Origin of the sequence: Bartonella sp. 11B (genome assembly GCF_002022625.1) — a bacterium.
Lineage (GTDB): Bacteria > Pseudomonadota > Alphaproteobacteria > Rhizobiales > Rhizobiaceae > Bartonella > Bartonella rochalimae.
Window position 1 is genome coordinate 599,015 of the sequence record NZ_CP019783.1, and the last position, 21,927, is coordinate 620,941.

Below are 21,927 nucleotides of genomic sequence, written 5' to 3' on the forward strand. Positions count from 1 at the left end.
TGTGCATATTCCAAAATAATAAAATAATATTTTTATATAAAAATTTAAATTTACAAGGCTATTTTAGAGTATAAAATTATTATTAATAGGCCATATCACATAGGTGACTATTTGATTTTAAATTTACTAATGTAGGCAGTATAATATTATGACACAAGCAGCAATGTTCGACTGGATGGAATTGTCAGGTTTTCCTGATTTTTCTTCAATAAATGATGATGATTTTAAACCTGCTTTTGAACAGGCACTGAAAGAGGCTGAAGAGGAAATAGAAGTTATTGCTGCTTTGGAAGAATTACCAACACTTGAGAATTTTTTGCAGCCTTTTGAGCTCGCTGGTAAGAATCTTGATCGCGTATGCTCTATATTTTTTCTGCGTGCGAGTGCACACAGTAATGAATTGATTCAAAAATTAGAACAAGAATTTGTTGTTAAACTTTCACGTTATTCTTCAAAAATTATGATGGATACGCGGATATTTGCGAAAATGGATATGCTCTATAAAAAAGCACAGCAAGGTTTGTATGACCATGAAACTGAACGTGTGCTTGAATTAGGGTGGAAGAGATTTGTTCATAATGGTGCAAAACTTGATGAAAAGGGTAAAAAACGTCTTGTTGAAATTGATGAAAGGCTTGCCCTTTTAGGTGCTACTTTTGGTCAGCATATCTTAAAAGATGAGGCTGAATGGATTTTGTTTTTGGAACAAACAGATTTATCTGGTTTACCAGATGATCTTATTGCTTCTATGAAAGAAATTGCTTGTGAGAGAGGCCGTGATGGACTGTATGCATTAATCTTAACGCGCTCGATTGTTGAACCTTTTTTAAAATTCTCTCATCGTCGTGATTTGCGTAAAACAGCTTTTCAAGCTTGGTCTCAACGGGGTGAAAATACTCATGATAATAAAGCAATTATTGTGGAGATGATTGCACTTCGGAGCGAAAAGGCAAAATTGTTGGGGTATAAATCTTTTGCGGATTTAAAGCTTGACAATACTATGGCTAAAAATGTTGATGCAGTTATGAATTTGCTTATCCCTGTATGGGAGCGGGCAAAAGTTAAGGCTGCTACTGAACAGGCTGAATTACAAAATTTTGCAAAAAATCAAGGAGATAATGAGCCTTTAAAAGCTTGGGATTGGCGTTATTATGCTGAAAAGTTGCGCACTGAGAAGTTTTTATTTGATGAAACAGAAGTAAAATATTATTTGCAGCTTGATCGCATGATTGAAGCAGCTTTTTTCGTTGCAAAAAAACTTTTTGGGATTTCATTTGAAGAAAAAACTGATGTTGCACTTTGGCATCCTGATGCACGCTTATGGGAGGTCAAAAAATCTGATGGAAGTTTACTTGGGCATTTTATTGGTGATTATTTTGCACGTTCTTCAAAACGATCTGGAGCGTGGATGAGCAGATTACAATCACAGCATAAATTGAACGGAGGGCAAAAGCCTATTGTTTACAATGTATGTAATTTTGCGAAGCCCTCTAAAGGGAAGCTTGCTCTTTTATCGCTTGATGATGCACGCACACTTTTCCACGAGTTTGGGCATGCATTGCACGGTTTGCTGTCTGATGTTACATGGCCATCTGTTGCGGGAACATCAGTTGTGCGTGATTTTGTTGAGCTTCCTTCTCAACTTTATGAGCATTGGCTCATTGTACCAGAAGTATTGCAATCATATGCTACGCATGTGGAAAAAGGTACTTCTTTGCCGCAAGCTTTGTTGGATAAAATTTTGTCAGCACATACATTTAATGCTGGTTTTAATGCTGTTGAATTTCTTTCATCTGCTTTAGTAGATATGGCTTTTCATCAAGAAGAAAAAGTGGTGGATCCAACATTTTTTGAACGTAAGGAATTAGAAAAATTAGGAATGCCTGATACAATTATTATGCGTCATCGTCCTCCGCATTTTGCACACATATTTTCAGGTGATGGTTATGCGGCTGGTTATTATTCTTATATGTGGTCAGAAGTCCTTGATGCTGATGCTTTTCAAGCTTTTGAAGAAACAGGCGATGTTTTCAATCCAGAACTTGCTAGTCGATTAAAGCGTTTTGTCTATTCTGCTGGAGGAAGTTATGATCCTGAGAAACTCTATGAATCTTTTCGAGGGCGATTACCTTCACCAGAATCAATGATAAAGAAACGTGGATTGTAAAGATAAAGTAGGGTGTCGATATACGATTTTATCTGCGGATAAATTAAGACATTGATGAAATACTATGATTTTTGAAATCTAGAACTAAAATTTTGTATGTTATCTATTTTAATTTTAGCTTTAACTAAAGCTCATATTTCTTATGGTATTATTAAATGATAAATCTATAGTTTTAAATAATTTTATTAAAATTTTTAGAGATATGATTGTATTTGAATAATGCAACGAAGTCTTTATTTTTGAAAAGCATAGTTAGCAGTTATAGCATTTTTTCTAATTGCATGATGCGTTTCATAAAGTACAGGTTTCACTTCAATTTATTTTAGAAATCTTTTTATAAACAAGACAATCACCATAAAACTAAGAATTTTTTTCAATTTTAAGATGTTAGATAATCATTAAGGAAAATAAACCATGAGATAAGTGTTTGACTTTAAGGTTATTGTTTTCTGATATGAGAGAGAGTTTCGTAGCTTGGATATCCATTTCCTTCTAAACCATGACGTAGCTGAAAAGCTTTAATCGCTTTCTTGGAAGCTATACCAATTTTACCATCAATTTCTCCTTCATAATCTCCAAGTTTTGCTAAACGAGATTGCAATTCTATACGCTCTTTGAAAGTAATAGGTTTAAATGGTCGATTCCAATCTTGGAATAATTTAGGATGTCCAGCAATACGATCAGAAAGAAGGCCAACAGCGAAAGCATAACGATCTGCATTATTATAACGTTTAAGCACAAAGAAATTTTTTGTTACCAGAAATGCAGGTCCTTTTGGACCGTCAGGAAATTTCAATATTGCTTGTTCAGATAAAGAAGGAAAAGGTTTTCCATGTGCGTGTTGAACACCTAACTCTTTCCATTGTTTAAAGGATAACCAATTTTCAGGTAATTTTTCGTTATTTGGTAATTTAACTTCAATTCCCCAGACAAGATTAGATTGCCAACCATTCGTATAGAGAAGGTTAGCAGAAGTAGCAAGTGAATCAGGAATCGAATTCCAAATATCAGAGCGCCCACTTCCATCCATATCAATAGCGTAGATGAGATAACTGCTTGGAATAAATTGCGTATGTCCTAGTGCTCCTGCCCAAGATCCCACGAGTTGAGAGCGGTGAATTTCACCTCTTTGTAGAATTTTCATTGCTGCAATAAGTTGCGTGCGCGCGTATTTTTGACGTTTTGGGTCGGCATAAGCTAAAGTTGCAAGTGAACGGATAGTATCACGCATTATGCCTTTATTTGTTAAAATTTTTCCATAGTTGCTTTCCATCGACCAAATGGCGAGGAGGAGATTACGATTAACACCAAAACGCTTTTCAATTTTTTGTAACCACTGTTGCCATTTTTTAGCTTGCTGTTTTCCTTCTACAATTGCATCGTCATGAATGCGATTGTCAAAATATTCCCATGGCATATCAACAAACTCTGGTTGATATGCTGCTTTTTTTAAGACTTCTTGGTCAATTGTATGAATTGTTTTAAAAGCCATATCAAATGTGGATGGTGAAATATTGTTGGCTAAAGCCGTTTTTTTGAATTCATTAATCCAGTGTTGAAAACTACTATCGGCATATGTAGGCGAGGAAAAAACTATTAGAAGAGTGGCAAAGGTAGAGAGTAAGCGAATGAAAGATAACCTTTGATTTATAGTTTTTTTTAAAAAAAATAATGGACTAAATTTTATTGTTTTCATTTTCTAATTTTTATCTATGTAAAAGTGTTCGGATGTGCAGTTATTTTATTTTCGTATTTAATAAAATCTATATCAGATCAAGTAAAATTTGTCTTAAAATGAAACGATTTAATTAATTATTGCGTCTTTTCTATGTTTATTATATGAAAATTTAGAAAATAGAACATTTTTATTTATTTGTAGTTAAAATATAATGATAAATTGTATCAGAGGATTATCTAACAAATATTGTATTGGTAAGTAGGAAGATGAATGTGTGTAAAATCCGTAAGGCAGTATTTCCTGTAGCGGGTCTTGGTACTCGTTTTCTTCCAGCAACAAAAGCAGTTCCTAAAGAAATGCTAACTGTTGTTGATAAGCCTGTTATTCAATACGTGGTAGATGAGGCACGTGAAGCAGGTATTGAGCATTTCATTTTTATTACTGGGCGCAATAAGGCAGTTATTGAAGATTATTTTGATGCTCAGGTTGAATTATATACAACTCTTGCTGAATGTAAAAGAATAGAGGAGCTAGAGCATTTAAAAAATTTGCAATTGCAGCCAGGAATGACTTCTTTCACTCGGCAACAGCAGCCTTTGGGATTAGGACATGCTGTTTTGTGTGCGCGTGAGCTTGTTGGAAAAGAGCCTTTTGCTTTATTATTACCGGATATGCTCATGCAAACTAAAAAAGGTTGTCTTTCTGAGATGATACATCTTTATGAAAAAACAGGAGGAGGTAATATTATTGCTGTTCAAGAGTGCAATCATGAAGAAGTATATAAATACGGTATCGTAGGAAAAGGAAAGCAGGTCGCAAATGGTTTTGAAATCACACAAATGGTAGAAAAACCAGCTATAGAAAGGGCTCCATCTAATCTGTATATTAATGGACGTTATATTTTGCAGCCAGAGATTTTTGATATTTTATCTGATCAAAAACGAGGAACAGGAAATGAGATTCAATTAACGGATGCTATGGTGCGACTTTCAAATGAACAAGCTTTTTTTGGTTTTCAATTAGATGGGCGCACTTTTGATTGTGGATCTAAAATTGGCTTTATTGAGGCTAATGTTGCATTTGCTCTTTCACGTACTGATATGCATCAGCAACTTTTTACATCGCTGAAAAACTTACTTGAAAAAATTAACGTTGAAAAATGATATAGACTTTAAGAGTGATTTCATTTATCGAATTCAGTTATGACGATACAGTCTTCTAATACGTTAAATCTACAAAATGCAGTTATCTTAGCGCTTAAGACTATTTCTATTGAAAAACGAGGGCTTGAAGTTCTTGAAAAGGCTTTTCAGGAGAAGCTTGCAGATTCTTTTAAAGCAGCTGTCCAAGCCATTAGCAATGCAAATGGTCACGTGGTAATTACTGGACTTGGTAAGAGCGGTCATATAGGGACAAAAATTGCCGCGACTTTAGCTTCAACTGGAACACCTGCTTTTTTTATCCATGCTGCGGAAGCTAATCATGGTGATCTTGGTATGATTTGTTCTGATGATGTTATTCTTGCTTTATCGTGGTCTGGGGAAACTACAGAGTTAAGTGGTATTATAAGCCATGCTGCACGTTTTCGTATACCACTAATTGCAATAACATCTGGTGAGCACTCTATATTAGGACGGCAAGCTGATATTGTGTTATTATTGCCAAAAGTAGAGGAAGCTTGTCCTCATGGTCTTGCTCCGACAACTTCAACAACTATGCAATTAGTGATAGGAGACGCATTAGCTATTGCTCTTTTGGAAATGCGAGGTTTTACTGCGACTGATTTCAAAATTTATCACCCTGGGGGATCTCTTGGGGCAAACCTTAAATACGTGCGTGATATTATGCATCAAGGGGATCGTGTCCCTTTAGTTACACAGGGAGTGCCCATGACAGCAGCTATGGAGATTTTGGTTGAAAAACACTTTGGTTGTGTTGGTGTTGTAAATCCAAGAGGTGAATTAATTGGAATTATAACAGATGGTGATCTTGCACGCAATATTCACAATGATTTGTCACAATTCAATGTTGATGAGGTAATGACTAAAAATCCAAAGACTGTTGGCCCAGATACACTCGTTGGTGCAGCAACAGCATTTATTAATGATCATCATATTGGAGCATTTTTCGTGATTGAAAATAAAAAGCCTATTGGAATTGTTCATTTTCACGATCTTTTGCGTATTGGTGTGGCATAAGTTAATTAATATTGAGAGGGCAATATATTTATCAGCAAAAAATGATGAGATAATAGCAGTAATCTTTTTGAGAGGAAGAATGCTTGAGATATATCTATTGGTGAATGGTTATTTGTTAAGTTTATGGTAATGTAAGATCATAGATATAGTAATATCTTTTAATAATAATTTCCTCACAGGAAGAAAGAACTTTCTCCTGTGAGAGTACTTTTTATATTTTTATAAAAAGTTTTAAATTTTATTTAGGTTTTGCGTTTGAGGAAGAATTGTGAACCAGTGTTTGATGTACAGAGGAGTTGCATTGTATCATTAGATATTGTGCAACTTGCTCTAGAAACGGTTCCACGAACAAGCGAATATATCTCAATTTCTACGTGGTGAGTGTTGATATAATTGTAGGTACCTTCTGAAAGCTTTTCTTTTGTATCTGCTGCTCGTGTTTCAAAAATACCACTACGAAAAGAAGAAATAATACCATTTGTGTCGATCCATTCTCCATCGATTCTAGTTGGCATATTGTTGATAAATAAGAATTTATTGCGATTTTGCGAAGGATTGCAAGCAACTAATATTAAAGCAATTATTGTCAGGTATAAAATACAGCAAATATGTTTCATGTTTTTTACTCTATATGTTTTCGTTTTCTTTATTACTTTTTATGACAAGTTTAAAGTAAAGGCAAAAAATTGAAAAGACTCTTAAACATTGTGTTTAATGAATAATTTGGTAAAATTAGCATGCCGGTTACAAAAGGTAAAATATATTTTGTGGTTTGTAATGAATCTTATTATAAATATATTTAGTAGTCTCAGAGGAGATTATTAAAGCTATGGTTGGTCCTATTCTCGTTGCGGGGGAAGATCACGGAAAGCGTGCAGAGCTTTCTACTATGCTTCGAGGATTTGGCTACCGCGTTATTGAAGCAGAAAATAGCTTACGCATAATTGATCTTTTATATAGGCGTAAAAATATTACGCTTGTGTTGCTTGATGTTACTATTAGTGATTTAGGTGTAAGTGATCTAATTAAAATGATTAGAATGGCTCGAATCTCTATTCGAGTCATTGTTATAGCAAAGCAAGATAATCAAGAATTAATTCAAAAAGCTTTAAAAGCTGGAGCTATTGATTATTGGTTCTATCCAGTTACCCCATTACGGTTGAGAGTTACTTTGAATAATCTTGCGTTCATTTCCGCATTAGAAAATGAAATTCAGTATGTTCGTAGGCAAAAAGAAAATCATTTACGATTTTTTGATATCTATAAAAAAAGCACTGTAATGCAGGCCATTTTAGAACAATCAAAAAGTGCAGCAACTTCTTTTCAGAATCTTTTGATAGAAGGTGAAGTAGGGACTGGTCGTGAGAAATTAGCTCGTATTATTCATGATGAAAGTTTTTTTTCAAAGGGGAATTTTGTTCGCTTCCAATGTTTACCAGTTTTTGATCCAGAGGAAGAGAATCGTTTTTGGTTTAAAGAGTTTGTACCGCTAGTTTCTTCTCTTAAGCATGGGACGCTTTGCTTATGTGATATTGATCGATTAGAGCCAATACAGCAAAAACGTTTTGCGCATTATCTTCAAGAGAGAGCAGAAGCAGCAAAAGATAAAAATCTGCCTTTTCGCATTATTGCTCTTTCAACATCGCGTCTTGCAGATTTAGTCCAGGTAGGTTTTTTTACACATAGTTTTTTTGAAAAAATTTCCCAATTATATATTAATATACCTGCTTTGCGAGAGTTGAGAGGTGAACTTCCAGAAATTTCTCAGTGTTTGATTGACTATATTATTGCTGAAACCGGGCAATCGCATGTGCATGGTTTAGGAGGGACGGTTATTTCTATGTTTATGCAGTATGATTGGCCTGGTAATTATAGAGAACTGGAAAATTTGCTATTTCGTGCGGTTTTGATGAGCGAAGGACCATTATTAACTGTGAGAGATTTTCCGCAATTAATAAAAAATCCACACATGAATATTTCAAAGATAACTGATAATGATATTCAAGAACGCTATGAAAGAAAATTTATACGACTTTTTAATGTTGATGGGCATGTACGCACTTTTTCTGAGATGGAGTGTGATATTATTAAAAAGGCAGTTGCACATTATAAAGGACGTATGAGTGAAATTGCTCGACGTCTTCAGATTGGGCGTTCTACTCTTTATCGTAAAATAGAGGAATTGAAGACAATAAATAATCAAAAGCAGTAATAAAATTTTTAACAAAACATCTGTATCTACGAATTATAATAGTTCAACAGAGTGTGATTGTTTTATCATCAAAAAAGAAGTCTTTTTAGCCATAAATTAGCCATAAAAATGAAATGTCATTTATTGCAATAATTTGTTTGTTTCAAATATTTTCGGACAACAATAGTAAAGTTGCTTAGAATTTTTGAATATGAACATCAAAGTTTTAAAAATAATGATGTTTTTTGTTATATCTTATAGAAAATGATCATATTCTTTTTTCTACAGATTAAAAGATAGAACCATTGATTCTAATGTTTCTTTACGTATTTATTGAGTGTATGATATTTTTTAGAAAGAAAGTTTCTCTCTTTGACGTTATTAAACATTATTGTTGGCTTCACTGCACTTTTCGTTATTGCTTCTATGTTAGCAATTTATACTTATGGTTGTTTCATTAGAAGTGCTAGAGGAGAGTCTTCTTATGCACTAAATGTTGAGAAAAGTGAGACTGAAATTGATCGTATAGTAAGCAGATTAGCAAAAGAGACAAATGGAGTGGGAATTGATAAGGATGCTCTTTCACTTATTGTAAGCAATTTAGATGCATTTTGTGTTCGTGCGATAGGTGCAGCAAAAGCTGGACGCAGTCTTGATCTGATGTATTACATTTGGAATGATGATTTAACAGGCCGTTTGCTGCTTAGCGAAGTAGTTAAGGCAGCTGATCGTGGTGTACGAGTGCGTCTTCTTTTAGATGATATTAATGCTCAGGGGCGTGATCCGGCTTATGTTGCACTTGATAAACATCCTCATATTGAGGTGAGAGTGTTTAATCCAGGGCGCGTACGTAAAGGTGGTTTACGCCGTGGTTTAGAGATTATATTACGGGCGATTATGGTAACGCGCAGAATGCACAATAAAGCCTTTATTGTTGATGGGCGTGTAGCTTTAGTAGGAGGGAGAAATCTTTCAGATGCTTATTTGGGTGTAAATAAACAGTCAAGTTTTCGAGATTTAGATCTCATGTTAATTGGACCATCGGTTAAAAAAATAGAAACGATCTTTGATAATTTTTGGAATAGCGCTGTGGTTTTACCGATACATACTTTGGTTGTTCCTGACAGAGAAGGAGATCTCGATATTTGGAAAGCTAAATTACGTAAATTCCGTAATTCAAAAGTTGCCAAAGTTTATTTAACTTATGTCAATAAGCATATCAATTTTGAATATTTTATTCAAATAGGTAAACGATTATTTGTAGCAGATAAAGTAGATGTTCTTTCAGATCCTCCAGAAAAGGCATTACGGAAGCATACGGCAAATTGGTTGATGGAAGCTCTTTCACAGGTTATTGATAGCGCAAAAAAAACAATTCAGATTACATCGCCTTATTTTGTTCCGGGTAAAGAAGGAACACGGAGTTTCCGCAATTTGGTATCAAAAGGTATTAATGTCAAAATTCTTACTAATTCTTTGGCAGCTACTGATGTGGCCATTGTACATGGAGGTTATGCGCCTTATCGTAAAGTGTTATTGAAAAGTGGTGTTCAACTCTATGAACTAAAACCAGATGGAGGAACTCACCGATTGCGGTTGTTTAGATCTAATAAGGCGAGTTTGCATACAAAAGCTTTTTTAATTGACTGTAAAACTGCTTTTATTGGATCTTTAAATTTTGATCCTCGTTCCGTTTCATTAAATACAGAAATGGGGATTCTTTTTGAATGCCCACCAATAGCAACGAGATTAGATTTGCTTTTTTCTGAAGAAACGACCGGTGAAATGAGTTATTGTTTACGTCTTGGTGATAATGATCGTATTTACTGGGATTTTATTGAAAATGAGAAAAAATACAGCGTTGATTATGAACCAGAAAGTAATTTGAAGCGTCGTGCATTTGCAAAAATAATGAGTTGGTTACCCATTGAGTCGCAGTTATAGATTGTACACGTTCTATTTTAGAAAAATATTTATTTTCTCTTTTCATTTTATCGGTCACATGGCATAATTGATCGCCAATTCGTGACTTAAGAGAACTAAAGTTGCCCCTATAACTGTCACAGTGTTTTAGTATTAGAGGAATTTGGCTATGGCAAAAATTATTGAAACAAGCACAGGTGCATTGGCACTAACCTTTGATGACGTGCTTTTGCAGCCAGGTCATTCTCTCGTTATGCCTAGCCAAGTGGATCTTAAAACCCGTATTGCAGCAGATATTGAGTTGAATTTACCACTCCTTTCTGCTGCAATGGATACGGTTACAGAGTCTCGTTTAGCAATTGCTATGGCTCAAGCGGGTGGTCTTGGTGTTATTCATCGGAATATGTCTCCTGCGGAGCAAGCTGAAGAAGTACGTCAAGTGAAGAAATTTGAATCCGGTATGGTTGTTAATCCAGTGACCATTGGTCCTGATGCAACACTTGAAGAAGCTAAGGATTTGATGCGTGCTCATAGTATTTCAGGTATTCCAGTTGTTGAAAGTGGTGCTAAAGGCAAAATTTCTGGTCGACTTGTTGGCATTTTGACGAATAGGGATGTGCGTTTTGCATCAGATCCAAAACAAAAAATCTATGAATTAATGACGCATGAAAATTTAATTACAGTGCGTGAAAATGTTCAACTAGATGAAGCAAAATATCTTTTACATCATCATCGTATTGAAAAGTTACTTGTTGTAGATGAACAAGATCGCTGTGTTGGTTTGGTGACAGTTAAAGATATTGAAAAGGCACGATTAAATCCGAATGCTGCAAAAGATTCTCAAGGTCGTTTGCGTGTTGCTGCTGCGAGTAGTGTGGGGAATGAAGGAATCGAACGTGCTGAACACTTAATTGATGCGGGCGTTGATCTATTAGTAATTGATACGGCTCATGGTCATTCTCAACGTGTATTGGATATGGTTAAACGTATTAAAAAAATGACCTTTTCTACGGTTGTTATTGCTGGTAATGTAGCAACTCCTCAAGCAACACAAGCTTTGATTGATAGTGGTGCCGATGCGGTAAAGGTTGGTATTGGGCCTGGTTCTATTTGCACAACGCGAATTGTTGCAGGCGTTGGTGTTCCTCAACTTGCAGCTATTATGGGAGCTGCAGAAATTGCTGATAAAGCAGGCATTCCTATTATTGCTGATGGGGGTATCAAAGCTTCCGGTGATTTTGCTAAAGCTTTAGCAGGTGGTGCTTGTGCCGCTATGATTGGTTCTCTTCTAGCTGGTACAGAAGAAAGTCCAGGAGAAGTTTATCTCTATCAGGGCCGATCCTTTAAGGCTTATCGTGGTATGGGGTCAGTTGGTGCTATGGCAAGGGGATCAGCAGATCGTTATTTTCAGGCTGAAGTTCGAGATACACTCAAATTAGTGCCTGAAGGTGTTGAAGGGCAAGTGGCGTATAAAGGCCCCATCGCATCAGTTTTACATCAACTGGCAGGTGGATTGCGTGCTTCTATGGGGTATGTTGGAGCACAAAATTTAGCTGAGTTTCGTGAAAAAGCAACTTTCGTACGTATTACCAATGCTGGTCTTTATGAAAGCCATACACATGATGTTGCTATTACGCGTGAAAGTCCGAATTATCGCGGACCTATTTGATATGTAAAGGTTATCAGTACTTAGAATGAAATAATTAAGGTGTTGATTACTTTGTAAAGAGTTTTCCTCTTTAATTATTTCAGACTTAATAAAAGGAAAGAATTGGAGTATTAATTTCCAATTCTTTCTGGAAGTTGTAGTTATGTAGAAGTTATATAAATAAAGTTAACTTTTTACGTTCTTCCGTCCTGTTTTTGATGCATATTGGCGATTGTTAGCCATATCACCTTGGACGGATTTCTTGCTACCGTTTGAGGGCATTTTATTTTGGCTGCTTTTGGATGCAGTTGTTTTTCCATGACTAGAAGTCTTCATTATTTTCTCCTTTTTAATTATTTGGCATATACCAATTGTAAGACAAACGGTCATGCTAGAGAGTAGTTCCAATAATTTTCTAAAAAGTTCGTTTATGCTTTTTGAGGAGGAGAGATAAATCTATAGAATGTTTTCAAATGTATTTTCATTTTTCACAGAAAAATAAAATTCTGCAGAATATCATCTTTTGAATATTTATAGTTGCCTATTTAGGCAATCAATGTTTGTTTTTACTGATTTGATAATAATTTATAATTCTCTCATAATCATGACCGGAATAGGTGCGTTGTGGATGATAGTTTGACTTTTAGAGCCAAATAAAAAATTGTGCATTTTAGAATGATGGAAAGCACCCATAAGGAGCATATTCAGATTAAGTGGTTTTATATTATGAAGAACCATTTCTTCGAAATTAATTTCTGTTCTAAGCGGTTCAACATTAAATCCTGCAGATTGTAACCGCGTTAAGGTTTCATCAAAGCTATTTTGTATGGTTTGTGTTTGCTGTTCTGCCATCCCTAATATAAAGGTTACATTTTTAAAAAATTCTTGTGTGCAAATAAAATCAATAGCTTTCATAATTAATGGGCCACCATCAAAGGCTATTAGAATTCGTTGAATATTCTGGAAATGACGGGAGGCAACTAGAATTGGAAGTTCAGAAGAGCGTACGATATTTTCGAAGTTGAGTCCTAACCGCTTTTTATCAAGTCCTGTTTGTTCACCGCGTTTTCCAATTACAATCATTGATGATTGTTTCGTATAAATATTTAATGCATCTAAAAGAGTTCCATGACGCAGGCGTATTTCAACTTCGATTTGACTTTGAGAATTGAGATAATTTTTGGCTTCTTCTAAAGCGGTTTGTCCGATTTTTTGAGCAAGGAGTGCTTTAGCAAGAGTGGGATCTTGTTGTGCTAGGAGAGATGGATTTAGGATATTGCTATTAATATCCATTTGTTGTGTATCTGGTAAATGAATTTCTTCTTCTGATTTATCTAATACATATAACAATCGAATTGTTGTTTGCATAGATTTAGCAGCCCATAAAGCTAAATCACATACAGGATTTGCATATATTGAAGAATCAATAAGAGCGAGTATTGGTTTTGTCATTGCTAGTTTCTCAATGTTGTCATGTTATAGAATACTTCATTAGTTTTATTAGGGTTTATAAATTATAAGATGATTGCCCCCCTTTCACATTAGAATAAAACATTCTAGGTTATAGTACTAGCACTATTCGGTTTTCGATATCCATTTTTATTGTTTTAAAGTTAATGCTAAAAAATAAGTACGATAGTTTTTGTTTTTGAGTTAAATCATTTAGATTGTATAGAGATTGAATAGGAGAAGTAAATGCGATTGGGTGGGCGATTGCAGGCCGCAATAGATATTCTACAAGAAATAGAAACGCGTTATCGCCCTGCGGGTGAAGCTTTAAAAGATTGGGGACTTTCTCATCGTTTTGCTGGGGTAAATGATCGTGCAGCAATTGGGACGATTGTGTATGATGCTTTAAGGCGGCGTTATTCATTGCAATGGCGTATGGATAGCAATAATATTCGAGATGTAGTTTTTGGTACTTTGTTCGATTCTGGTATGTTAACGATTGAGCAAGTTGATAAAGTTTTAGAGGGAGATCGATTTGCACCGCAGTTATTGGCACCTCAGCAGAGGAAAGCATGGCAACAACGTCAGTTGGTAAATGCACCAGACTATATTCGCGCTGATATTCCCCAATGGTGTAAAGCTCATCTATATCCTTTATTTGCAGATAATTGGATTAAGGAAGCAGCTGCTTTAGCAACACGTCCTCCTTTAGATTTACGTGTGAACAGTTTAAAGGCAACGCCTAAGAAGGTTCTTAAAGCCTTAGAAAAAACAAAGGTTAAGCCTTTTTCATGGTTTCAGCAAGCATTAAGGATTGAACCGATTGAAAAATTTGAGCGCCATCCTAATGTTCAAGCTGAGCCCGCTTTTCAAAAAGGATATTTTGAAATACAGGATTTGGGATCTCAACTTGTTTCTTATCTTGTAGAAGCAAAAGCAGGTATGCAGTTATTAGATTATTGTGCAGGAGCTGGGGGGAAAACATTAGCATTAGCTGCCAATATGGAGAATCGAGGCCAAATTTATGCTTATGATTCAGAGAAGATTCGCTTGGCTCCTATCTTTAATCGACTTCAACGGGCTGGTATTCATAATGTACAACCACGAGTATATAAAGAAGAATTAAAATCATTAATAGGTCAAATGGATATCGTTTTATTGGATACTCCATGTAGTGGGACAGGAACATGGCGCCGTCGTCCAGATGCGAAATGGCGTTTGACCTTACAAAAAGTGCAACAACGTCAGGAAGAACAGTTCGCTATTTTGAATGAAGCCTTAATTTATATAAAGCCAGGAGGGCGTTTAGTTTATATTACCTGTTCTCTCTTTAATGATGAAAATGAAGAACAAATTTCTCGGTTTCTTCAAAAGCATTCTAATTTTCTTCCAATTAATATGCAGAAACTTTGGTATAGACATTTTAGTTCCTCAATTATGCAACCGGCATTTTCAGATTATGGACTGACTTTATCACCAGCAGCAACTAAAACAGATGGTTTCTTTTTATCTATTTTACAAAAGGAATTCTAATGCGTATCTTGATTTTTTTCGCGCTTGTATTGGCAATAACCTTTTTCTTACGTCAATAGACTTGTGAAAAGAGAGAGATTGAATAATACATTTTTTTATTTTAGGTAATTATTGATTGGTTTTTTATGAGCACATTGCGTTCAGATACTATTCTTATCATTGATTTTGGTTCACAAGTTACGCAACTTATTGCACGACGGGTGCGAGAAATAGGTGTTTATTCTGAAATTGTTCCTTTTCAATCTGCTTTAGAAGGATTTAAGCGAATCGAGCCTCAAGCTGTTATTTTATCAGGCAGTCCTTATTCGACTGTCGATGATGGTTCGCCACGTGTTCCAATGGAGATTTTTAATGCTGGTATTCCGATTCTTGGTATTTGTTATGGTGAGCAAGTTATGTGTGTTCAGCTTGGTGGAAAAGTTGAAAGAGGGCATGAACGTGAATTTGGACGCGCTTTGTTAGATATAAAAGAAGAAAGTGCTCTTTTTGATGGTGTTTGGGAGAAAGGATCGTGCCATCAAGTTTGGATGAGTCATGGTGATCGTGTGGTTGCTTTGCCAGAAGGCTTTCATGTCATTGGAGCATCACAAGGAGCTCCTTATGCTGCTATTGCTGACGAGAAACGTCGTTTTTATGCAGTGCAATTCCATCCTGAAGTTGTTCATACAACAGATGGAGCAAAACTCTTAAAAAATTTTGTTCATAAAATTTCTGGTCTTAAAAATAATTGGTCAATGGCTACTTATCGTGAACAGGCAGTTACTGCAATACGCGAAAAGGTTGGAAAAAGTCATGTAATTTGCGGTCTTTCAGGTGGTGTTGATTCATCTGTTGCAGCTATATTACTTCACGAGGCTGTAGGCGATCAGCTAACGTGTGTTTTTGTCGATCATGGGTTGATGCGTAAAAATGAGGTAGAAGAAGTTCTTACACTTTTTCGAGGACATTATAATATAAAGCTGATTCATGTGAATGCTGCTGATATGTTTATCAATGCGCTTGAAGGTGAAACAGATCCAGAAAAAAAGCGGAAAATAATTGGTCGCCTTTTTATTGAAGTTTTTGAAGAAGAAACAAAAAAAATAGGAGGCGCCGAGTTCTTAGCACAAGGAACCCTTTATCCAGATGTCATTGAAAGTGTTTCAGCGATTGGTGAAGCCGTAACGATTAAAAGTCATCATAATGTAGGTGGGCTACCAGAACGGATGAAAATGCAACTTGTAGAGCCATTGCGTGAACTTTTTAAGGATGATGTTCGTTCTTTAGGGCGAGAATTAGGTTTACCTGAGCAGTTTATTGGGCGTCATCCTTTTCCAGGACCTGGTTTGGCAATTCGATGTCCGGGTGCAATTACACGCGAAAAATTAGAAATTTTGCGTGAGGCAGATGCTATTTATCTTGATGAAATCAGAAAAGCTGGCCTTTATGATAAAATTTGGCAAGCTTTTGCTGTTCTTCTTCCTGTTCAAACCGTTGGTGTAATGGGTGATGCACGTACTTATGAGTTTGTCTGCGCTCTTCGTGCTGTAACATCTGTAGACGGTATGACCGCTGACTTTTATCCGTATGATATGGAATTTTTGAGTAAAGTGGCAACACGTATTATTAATGAAGTCGAGGGTATTAACCGTGTTGTTTACGATATAACTTCCAAACCTCCTGGGACTATTGAGTGGGAATGATTGAAATTAAGAATAGTAAAGATATAGTTTTTTAGGATAAAGCATTTCAGAAAATTAGAAAAAATAAAAAAAGAAAATTGTTAAAGGCTTTGTATTAATGATTTTTAATCGTCATTAATCCTATTTAACGAATATTATTTGAAATTAAGAGAAGTTTGAAAATATGCTTAAAAAAAAAATTATAGCTCATCGTGGTGGAGCTGGTCTTTATTCTGAAAATACACTTTCAGCATTTCGTCATGCGATTGCATTGGGAGTGGACGAAATTGAATGCGATATTCACCTTCTTAAAAGCGGTGAAATTGTTATATTTCATGATTTCTCCCTTGAACAATTGATTGGGAAAAAAGGATATATTCATGAGATCGATAATGACACACGTCAGCAACTCCGTGTGAAAGGGAGTACTGAAGCACCTCCTTTACTAGAAGAGCTACTTGATCTTTTGGTGCCAACCAATGTAGCGCTTCATCTTGAAATCAAAACATGTGGTGAAATTGAGCGTGAAACTCTTTTATCTCAAAGAGCGCTTGAATTGATCAAAAGTCGAAACTTAGAAAAACGAGTTTCAGCAATTAGTTTTGATGCTAGGAGTCTTCGTCCTTTTATTGAAGCAGGAATAACATCTGGGCCATGTATTGATAGTTTTAAAGGTGATATGTCCTGTTGTTTTTCTGAATGGAAAAAATTAGGGTATTCTGATCTAAGTTTGGATAGCTCTATTGTATCACGAGACTTTATTGAATCGGCTCTTGATTCTGGCTTCAATGTAGGTGTATGGACGGTCAATGGAGTGTCTCGTTTGGCTCATTGGCTTGATATGCCAGTGCATTATATTACAACCGACCAACCTGATCTTGCTTTACGATTACGTTCGCAAAAATGAAAAAAGAGAGCTTTTCTTACTGATTAAGTAATCTGGAAGAAAATTTTTCTAGGTTGATTATGTGCGTTTTCCTGTTTGTTTATTAAAAGTGTGAAAATTCTGATTGGGAACAGTGAAGCTTAGTTTTTGTCCATAATCATTTGTAAGACGTTCTTTGATTTCAACAGTGAAAATAATATTGTTCCAACGTGTTAAAACATGGCATCCTGTGCCTACAGGTTTTATAAGTTCGATATGTGCATGAAAAACAGGCCCTTGTTCCGGATATTCACCCAACAAAGTCGCTTCTGGCCTAAATGCTAAAATATCAGTTTCTTTGTTACAAGAAAATGAGAAGCCTAAATATTGCTCTAAGATTTGACGATCAAGAAAATTAATAGGTGGAGAACCAATAAAGCCAGCAACAAAGATTGTAGCTGGGTAATCATAGATTTCCATTGGCGTTCCAATTTGTTCAATACGTCCTTTATTCATGACAACTATTCGATCAGCTAATGTCATAGCTTCTAATTGATCGTGTGTGACATAAAGGCTCGTTGTTCCTAATGAACGCTGGAGTGTTTTAATTTCAATGCACATTTGAGCGCGTAATTTTGCGTCAAGATTTGAGAGTGGTTCATCAAAGAGAAAAACACGTGGTTGGCGAACAATAACACGTCCCATTGCAACACGTTGGCGTTGTCCTCCTGATAATTGTCGCGGTTTACGATCAAGAAATGGTTCTATTTCTAAAAGTTTTGCAGCATGAGCAATACGTTTGTTCATTTCCTCTTTAGGCGTTTTTCGATTCTTGAGGCCATATTCTAAGTTTCCACGTACAGTCATATGCGGATAAAGTGCGTAGTTTTGAAAAACCATAGCAATGTCACGATTTGCAGGCTCACGATTATTAATAAGCTCATTGTCAATATAGAGCTCACCAGAGGTAACTTGTTCAAGTCCTGCAATAATACGTAATAGGGTTGATTTTCCACATCCTGATGGACCAACAAGAACGAGAAGTTCTTTATCAGAAACAGTTAAATTCAAGTCATTAATAACCAGACTATCATTATCATACTGTTTCATTATATTAAATAGTTGGATTGTAGCCACAATTATTTCTCCGTTTCAATGAGACCTTTGACAAAAAGCCGCTGCATGAAGATAACGACTAAAACGGGCGGGGCCATAGCAACAACCGCTACTGCCATAAGGATATTCCATTGAGGATCATGTTGAAGTGATTCAACAATGAGTTGTTTTAAGATAACAAGAACAGTTTGATGGTCTTGATCTGTTGTAGCAATAAGAGGCCAGAGATATTGTATCCATCCGTAAATGAACATAATGATGAATAAAGCAGCAATATTGCTTTTGCTAAGAGGGAGAACAATATCCTTAAAAAATTTCAATGGTCCTGCACCATCAACGCGGGCAGCTTCTAAGAGCTCATCAGGGACAGTAAGGAAAAATTGACGAAATAAAAATGTAGCGGTTGCTGATGCAATTAATGGAATAATCATTCCACTATAAGTGTTTATCATTCCTAATTGTGCAACTATTGTATATGTTGGAATAATGCGGACTTCTATAGGAAGCATTAATGTAATAAAGATAAGAGCAAAAGCAGTTTTACGAAAGGGAAAACGCATATAGACAATTGCATAAGCAGAGAAGAGTGAAATAGTAATTTTTCCAATACTAATGCCAATAGCCATAATAAATGAGTTCATTAAAAGTGGCCAGAGACGTGGAAGACCAAGTTTTACAAGGCCATCACCAAAAATTGCTTTATAATTTTCTAAGCCATATTGTCCTGGTAAGAGTGGAAGTGTCCCTCCATTAAATGTTGCTGAATTATGTGTTGATGCAATAATGGCAATATAGACTGGAAAACAGATGATAAGAATACCAATAATGAGAATGAAATGAGTTAAAAAGTTCAAAAAAGGGCGGTTTTCAACCATAACTTCTCTCCTAATATTGGACCCGACGTTCAATCCAGCGGAATTGGATTAATGTTAAAATAATAACCATCAGCATTAATATGGTTGATTGTGCAGCTGATGCACCAATCATTTGATTTTTAAAGCCATCTTCATACACTTTATAGACGATTGTGCTGGTTGCTCGTGCAGGTCCTCCAGAAGTCATGTTATCAATAATGCCGAATGTATCAAACATGACATAATTGATATTGATGATCAGTAGAAAAAAAGTTGTTGGTGAAATTTGTGGAAAGATTATCGTCCAAAATCGTTTAAAAGGACCGGCACCATCAATGGCAGCTGCTTCTATTTGCGAGTGAGGAACGGATTGGAGACCAGCAAGGAAAAAGAGAAAATTATAGGAAATTTGTTGCCAGCTAGCAGCAATTACAACCAGAATCATAGCTTGCACACCGTTAATACGATGGTTCCATATAATACCTATTTTTTTAAGGAGAAAAGGAAAAGTACCGATAGTTGGATGGAAAATAAACAACCATAATACACCTGCTAATACAGGAGCAACAGCGTATGGCCAAAGTAAAAGCATAGTATAAGCTTTTTTTGCACGAATAACACGGTCAACAGAAACAGCTAGAAGAAGTGATATTGTCATCGAAACAAGTGTGACAGAAATAGAAAATATGATCGTTGTCAGCAGTGATTGTATATAAGTAGTATCAGAAAAGATAGTTATGTAGTTTTCAAGACCAATAAAGGTTGTTGAGAAACCAAAAGGATCTTCACGTTCAAAGGACGATTTTATTGCTTGAGCAGCGGGCCAAAGAAAAAATAAAAAAGTTACCACAAGTTGAGGAAAAAGTAGCCAATAAGGAAGGAGGCTATTTCTGAAATATGCATGTTTTTCTTGCATGTGCAGGGCTCTTTAATAAGAGTCATCGGGAAAAAGGAATTGAAATATACCGTTTTTCAAGATCTAATTTTTCAACTTTGAACAATGATCATGAAACGTTAATGATTGGCTTTTTCAAATTCACGTAAAAGTTTATTACCACGTTCAACTACTTCATCTAATCCCTCTTTTGGTGATTTAGAACCATTTAGAACAGCCTCTAATTCTTGATCAAGAATCGAACGAATTTGCGGTAAGCTACCAAACCTTATTCCTTTTGAATTTTCTGTTGGTGGATTTAAATTGATTTGTTGAATAGCAATATCTGCACCTGGATTCTTATCATAAAAATTTTGTTCTCGACTTAATTCGTAAGCGGCGTTTGTGAGAGGAAGGTATCCTGTTTTTTGATGCCATTTAGCTTGATTATTTGTTTGTGAGAGGAATTTAAGAAAAGCTGCTGCACCCGCGTATTCTTTAGATGTATGACCTTTCAAAATCCAAATAGAAGCACCACCAATAATTGAGTTTTGTGGTGCATCTTTTACATCATCATAATAGGGAAGCATACCAAATCCAACATTAAATTGGGCTTCTGAAACGATTCCACCACGTGATCCTGATGATTGTATTAAAATTGCACAACTTTGTGCCATAAACATTGGTGTTGAATCGAGTGCACCAGCTGGGCCACCGTAACGAAAAATACCTTTATCTGACCATCTTTTAAAATCTGTCCACATGCGTATTTGCAAAGGACTGTTCAATGTTAGTTCTGCATCAAGTCCATCAAGTCCATTTCTTTTTGTTCCTACAGGAATGTTATGAAATGCTGAAAAATTTTCTACGCCAATCCATTGTGCAGCATAAGTCATTGTAAAACCACAACTTGCAGCTTTACTATCAAGAATTTTTTGTGAAAAATCTTCTATATCTTTCCATGTTTTGGGTGGTTGTTCTGGATCAAGCCCCGCTTTTTTAAAAATATCCTTATTATAAAAAAGAATTGGAGCTGAAACATTAAATGGCATAGAGAGCATACGTCCTTGCATATCAGAATAATAGCTACTGATAGCAGGTAAATAGTCTAAGGTATCAAATTCTTGCTTTGTGTCAGCCATGAGTTGATAAAGTGGATAGATCACACCTTTTGCAGCCATCATAGTACTTGTGCCAATTTCATAAATTTGAGCGAGAACCGGTTGTTTTTTCCCTCGAAATGCTGCGATAAGTGATATCATGCTTTCTTCATATTCCCCACGAAATGAAGGAATAATTTTGTAATCAGATTGGCTTTTATTAAAATCATTGATAAGATTTTCAGTTTGTTTTCCTAGATCTCCACTCATAGAGTGCCAAAAGCTAATTTTTGTTTGTGCAAAACCAGCTGTTGCTGCAGTTATAGCAATCATAAATGCTGCCGAGGAAAGATAAAGACGATTCATGATTCACCCTTTTTGAATTGATTGAGCACGGTTTTTTCAGAACTATTAATATAATTCATAAATATATCATGATGGTTCTATTTCGCAAAGATGCCATTTCATTTAAACATGAACCATGCAAAGGTCAAACGAATTTGTGTAAATTGACCAATTTTACAACTTTTATGATTGTCTGGATGTAGCTGTAACGGTTGCATTATAAAATGACAATAATTCTAAAAAAAATGAAAAAGGTAATGAGAGAGGCAAACAATTAAGGACATTTAGATGAAGTGAGATAGTCTTTAGGGTTATTGTTTAACAT

At 35.6% G+C, this 21,927-nt stretch carries 17 protein-coding genes; 9 read left to right on the forward strand and 8 right to left on the reverse strand.

The genetic code is table 11. The features are described 5' to 3' along the window. Positions 1-148: 148 nt before the first annotated feature. Positions 149-2,167: a M3 family metallopeptidase gene (locus tag Bho11B_RS02525; protein ID WP_078673576.1), complete on the forward strand. Its 2,019-nt coding sequence runs from the start codon at positions 149-151 to the stop codon at positions 2,165-2,167. Positions 2,168-2,606: 439 nt separating this feature from the next. On the opposite strand, the gene Bho11B_RS02530 is transcribed toward Bho11B_RS02525, so the two are convergent. Then, positions 2,607-3,863, reverse strand: coding sequence for a lytic murein transglycosylase (locus Bho11B_RS02530; RefSeq protein ID WP_035006291.1), 1,257 nt, complete (start codon positions 3,861-3,863; stop codon positions 2,607-2,609). A 254-nt stretch (positions 3,864-4,117) separates the two neighbouring features. On the opposite strand from Bho11B_RS02530, the gene galU reads away from it, so the two are divergent. Continuing rightward, a complete protein-coding gene (galU, locus tag Bho11B_RS02535; protein ID WP_078674138.1) occupies positions 4,118-5,008 on the forward strand; it encodes a UTP--glucose-1-phosphate uridylyltransferase GalU in 891 nt (296 codons plus the stop codon). A 39-nt stretch (positions 5,009-5,047) separates the two neighbouring features. Next, complete coding sequence (locus Bho11B_RS02540; protein WP_035006289.1) at positions 5,048-6,043, forward strand: SIS domain-containing protein; 996 nt, start codon at positions 5,048-5,050, stop codon at positions 6,041-6,043. A gap of 242 nt (positions 6,044-6,285) precedes the next feature. Here the strand turns inward: Bho11B_RS02540 and Bho11B_RS02545 are convergent, their stop codons facing one another. Further along, the gene (locus Bho11B_RS02545) at positions 6,286-6,660 is read right to left on the reverse strand and encodes a hypothetical protein (RefSeq protein WP_035006288.1); all 375 of its coding nucleotides are present in this window, start codon (positions 6,658-6,660) and stop codon (positions 6,286-6,288) included. Positions 6,661-6,872: 212 nt separating this feature from the next. On the opposite strand from Bho11B_RS02545, the gene Bho11B_RS02550 reads away from it, so the two are divergent. The 3 genes from Bho11B_RS02550 to guaB all read left to right on the forward strand — a co-directional run bounded on the left by Bho11B_RS02550 (position 6,873) and on the right by guaB (position 11,826). After that, positions 6,873-8,255: a sigma-54 dependent transcriptional regulator gene (locus Bho11B_RS02550; RefSeq protein ID WP_035006287.1), complete on the forward strand. Its 1,383-nt coding sequence runs from the start codon at positions 6,873-6,875 to the stop codon at positions 8,253-8,255. Between the two features lie 351 nt (positions 8,256-8,606). Further along, entirely contained in the window at positions 8,607-10,178 is a 1,572-nt protein-coding gene (locus tag Bho11B_RS02555; RefSeq protein ID WP_078673579.1) for a phospholipase D family protein, read from the forward strand. 148 nt (positions 10,179-10,326) lie between these two features. Beyond that, positions 10,327-11,826 carry an IMP dehydrogenase gene (gene guaB / locus Bho11B_RS02560; protein ID WP_035006285.1) on the forward strand — a complete coding sequence of 500 codons (1,500 nt, stop codon included), beginning with the start codon at positions 10,327-10,329 and terminating at the stop codon, positions 11,824-11,826. Between the two features lie 165 nt (positions 11,827-11,991). Here guaB and Bho11B_RS07065 read toward each other — a convergent pair whose 3' ends face one another. Together Bho11B_RS07065 and Bho11B_RS02565 are read right to left on the reverse strand one after the other, a co-directional pair. Then, a complete protein-coding gene (locus Bho11B_RS07065; protein ID WP_167884994.1) occupies positions 11,992-12,141 on the reverse strand; it encodes a hypothetical protein in 150 nt (49 codons plus the stop codon). Positions 12,142-12,390: 249 nt separating this feature from the next. After that, positions 12,391-13,257, reverse strand: a complete 867-nt coding sequence (locus Bho11B_RS02565) for a universal stress protein (protein WP_035006284.1) — start codon at positions 13,255-13,257, stop codon at positions 12,391-12,393. Between the two features lie 243 nt (positions 13,258-13,500). Here Bho11B_RS02565 and Bho11B_RS02570 point away from each other — a divergent pair, with 243 nt between their 5' ends. From Bho11B_RS02570 to Bho11B_RS02580, 3 genes are all read left to right on the forward strand, one after another. Next, positions 13,501-14,787: an RsmB/NOP family class I SAM-dependent RNA methyltransferase gene (locus tag Bho11B_RS02570; protein WP_078673580.1), complete on the forward strand. Its 1,287-nt coding sequence runs from the start codon at positions 13,501-13,503 to the stop codon at positions 14,785-14,787. 125 nt (positions 14,788-14,912) lie between these two features. Continuing rightward, on the forward strand, positions 14,913-16,469 hold the full coding sequence (gene guaA, locus Bho11B_RS02575) for a glutamine-hydrolyzing GMP synthase (protein WP_078673581.1): 1,557 nt from the start codon (positions 14,913-14,915) through the stop codon (positions 16,467-16,469). A gap of 163 nt (positions 16,470-16,632) precedes the next feature. Further along, positions 16,633-17,355 (forward strand): glycerophosphodiester phosphodiesterase, encoded by a 723-nt coding sequence (locus tag Bho11B_RS02580; RefSeq protein WP_035006281.1) that lies wholly within the window; start codon positions 16,633-16,635, stop codon positions 17,353-17,355. 57 nt (positions 17,356-17,412) lie between these two features. Here the strand turns inward: Bho11B_RS02580 and Bho11B_RS02585 are convergent, their stop codons facing one another. The 4 genes from Bho11B_RS02585 to ugpB form a co-directional block, all read right to left on the reverse strand. Further along, on the reverse strand, positions 17,413-18,450 hold the full coding sequence (locus tag Bho11B_RS02585) for a sn-glycerol-3-phosphate import ATP-binding protein UgpC (RefSeq protein WP_035006280.1): 1,038 nt from the start codon (positions 18,448-18,450) through the stop codon (positions 17,413-17,415). A gap of 2 nt (positions 18,451-18,452) precedes the next feature. Then, positions 18,453-19,304 (reverse strand): sn-glycerol-3-phosphate ABC transporter permease UgpE, encoded by an 852-nt coding sequence (ugpE, locus tag Bho11B_RS02590; protein ID WP_078673582.1) that lies wholly within the window; start codon positions 19,302-19,304, stop codon positions 18,453-18,455. 10 nt (positions 19,305-19,314) lie between these two features. Continuing rightward, positions 19,315-20,199 (reverse strand): sn-glycerol-3-phosphate ABC transporter permease UgpA, encoded by an 885-nt coding sequence (gene ugpA / locus Bho11B_RS02595; protein ID WP_035006278.1) that lies wholly within the window; start codon positions 20,197-20,199, stop codon positions 19,315-19,317. A 98-nt stretch (positions 20,200-20,297) separates the two neighbouring features. Further along, positions 20,298-21,623, reverse strand: coding sequence for a sn-glycerol-3-phosphate ABC transporter substrate-binding protein UgpB (gene ugpB / locus Bho11B_RS02600; protein ID WP_078673583.1), 1,326 nt, complete (start codon positions 21,621-21,623; stop codon positions 20,298-20,300). Positions 21,624-21,927 lie beyond the last annotated feature (304 nt).

Bases quoted from the DNA above. Each gene is read 5' to 3' on its own strand.
- Bho11B_RS02565 (WP_035006284.1), bottom strand. From the start codon at position 13,257: ATGACAAAACCAATACTCGCTCTTATTGATTCTTCAATATATGCAAAT.
- Bho11B_RS02550 (WP_035006287.1), top strand. From the start codon at position 6,873: ATGGTTGGTCCTATTCTCGTTGCGGGGGAAGATCACGGAAAGCGTGCA.
- Bho11B_RS07065 (WP_167884994.1), bottom strand. From the start codon at position 12,141: ATGAAGACTTCTAGTCATGGAAAAACAACTGCATCCAAAAGCAGCCAA.
- Bho11B_RS02525 (WP_078673576.1), top strand. From the start codon at position 149: ATGACACAAGCAGCAATGTTCGACTGGATGGAATTGTCAGGTTTTCCT.
- guaB (WP_035006285.1), top strand. From the start codon at position 10,327: ATGGCAAAAATTATTGAAACAAGCACAGGTGCATTGGCACTAACCTTT.
- Bho11B_RS02540 (WP_035006289.1), top strand. From the start codon at position 5,048: ATGACGATACAGTCTTCTAATACGTTAAATCTACAAAATGCAGTTATC.
- Bho11B_RS02545 (WP_035006288.1), bottom strand. From the start codon at position 6,660: ATGAAACATATTTGCTGTATTTTATACCTGACAATAATTGCTTTAATA.
- ugpA (WP_035006278.1), bottom strand. From the start codon at position 20,199: ATGCAAGAAAAACATGCATATTTCAGAAATAGCCTCCTTCCTTATTGG.
- Bho11B_RS02530 (WP_035006291.1), bottom strand. From the start codon at position 3,863: ATGAAAACAATAAAATTTAGTCCATTATTTTTTTTAAAAAAAACTATA.
- guaA (WP_078673581.1), top strand. From the start codon at position 14,913: ATGAGCACATTGCGTTCAGATACTATTCTTATCATTGATTTTGGTTCA.
- Bho11B_RS02580 (WP_035006281.1), top strand. From the start codon at position 16,633: ATGCTTAAAAAAAAAATTATAGCTCATCGTGGTGGAGCTGGTCTTTAT.
- ugpE (WP_078673582.1), bottom strand. From the start codon at position 19,304: ATGGTTGAAAACCGCCCTTTTTTGAACTTTTTAACTCATTTCATTCTC.
- Bho11B_RS02570 (WP_078673580.1), top strand. From the start codon at position 13,501: ATGCGATTGGGTGGGCGATTGCAGGCCGCAATAGATATTCTACAAGAA.
- ugpB (WP_078673583.1), bottom strand. From the start codon at position 21,623: ATGAATCGTCTTTATCTTTCCTCGGCAGCATTTATGATTGCTATAACT.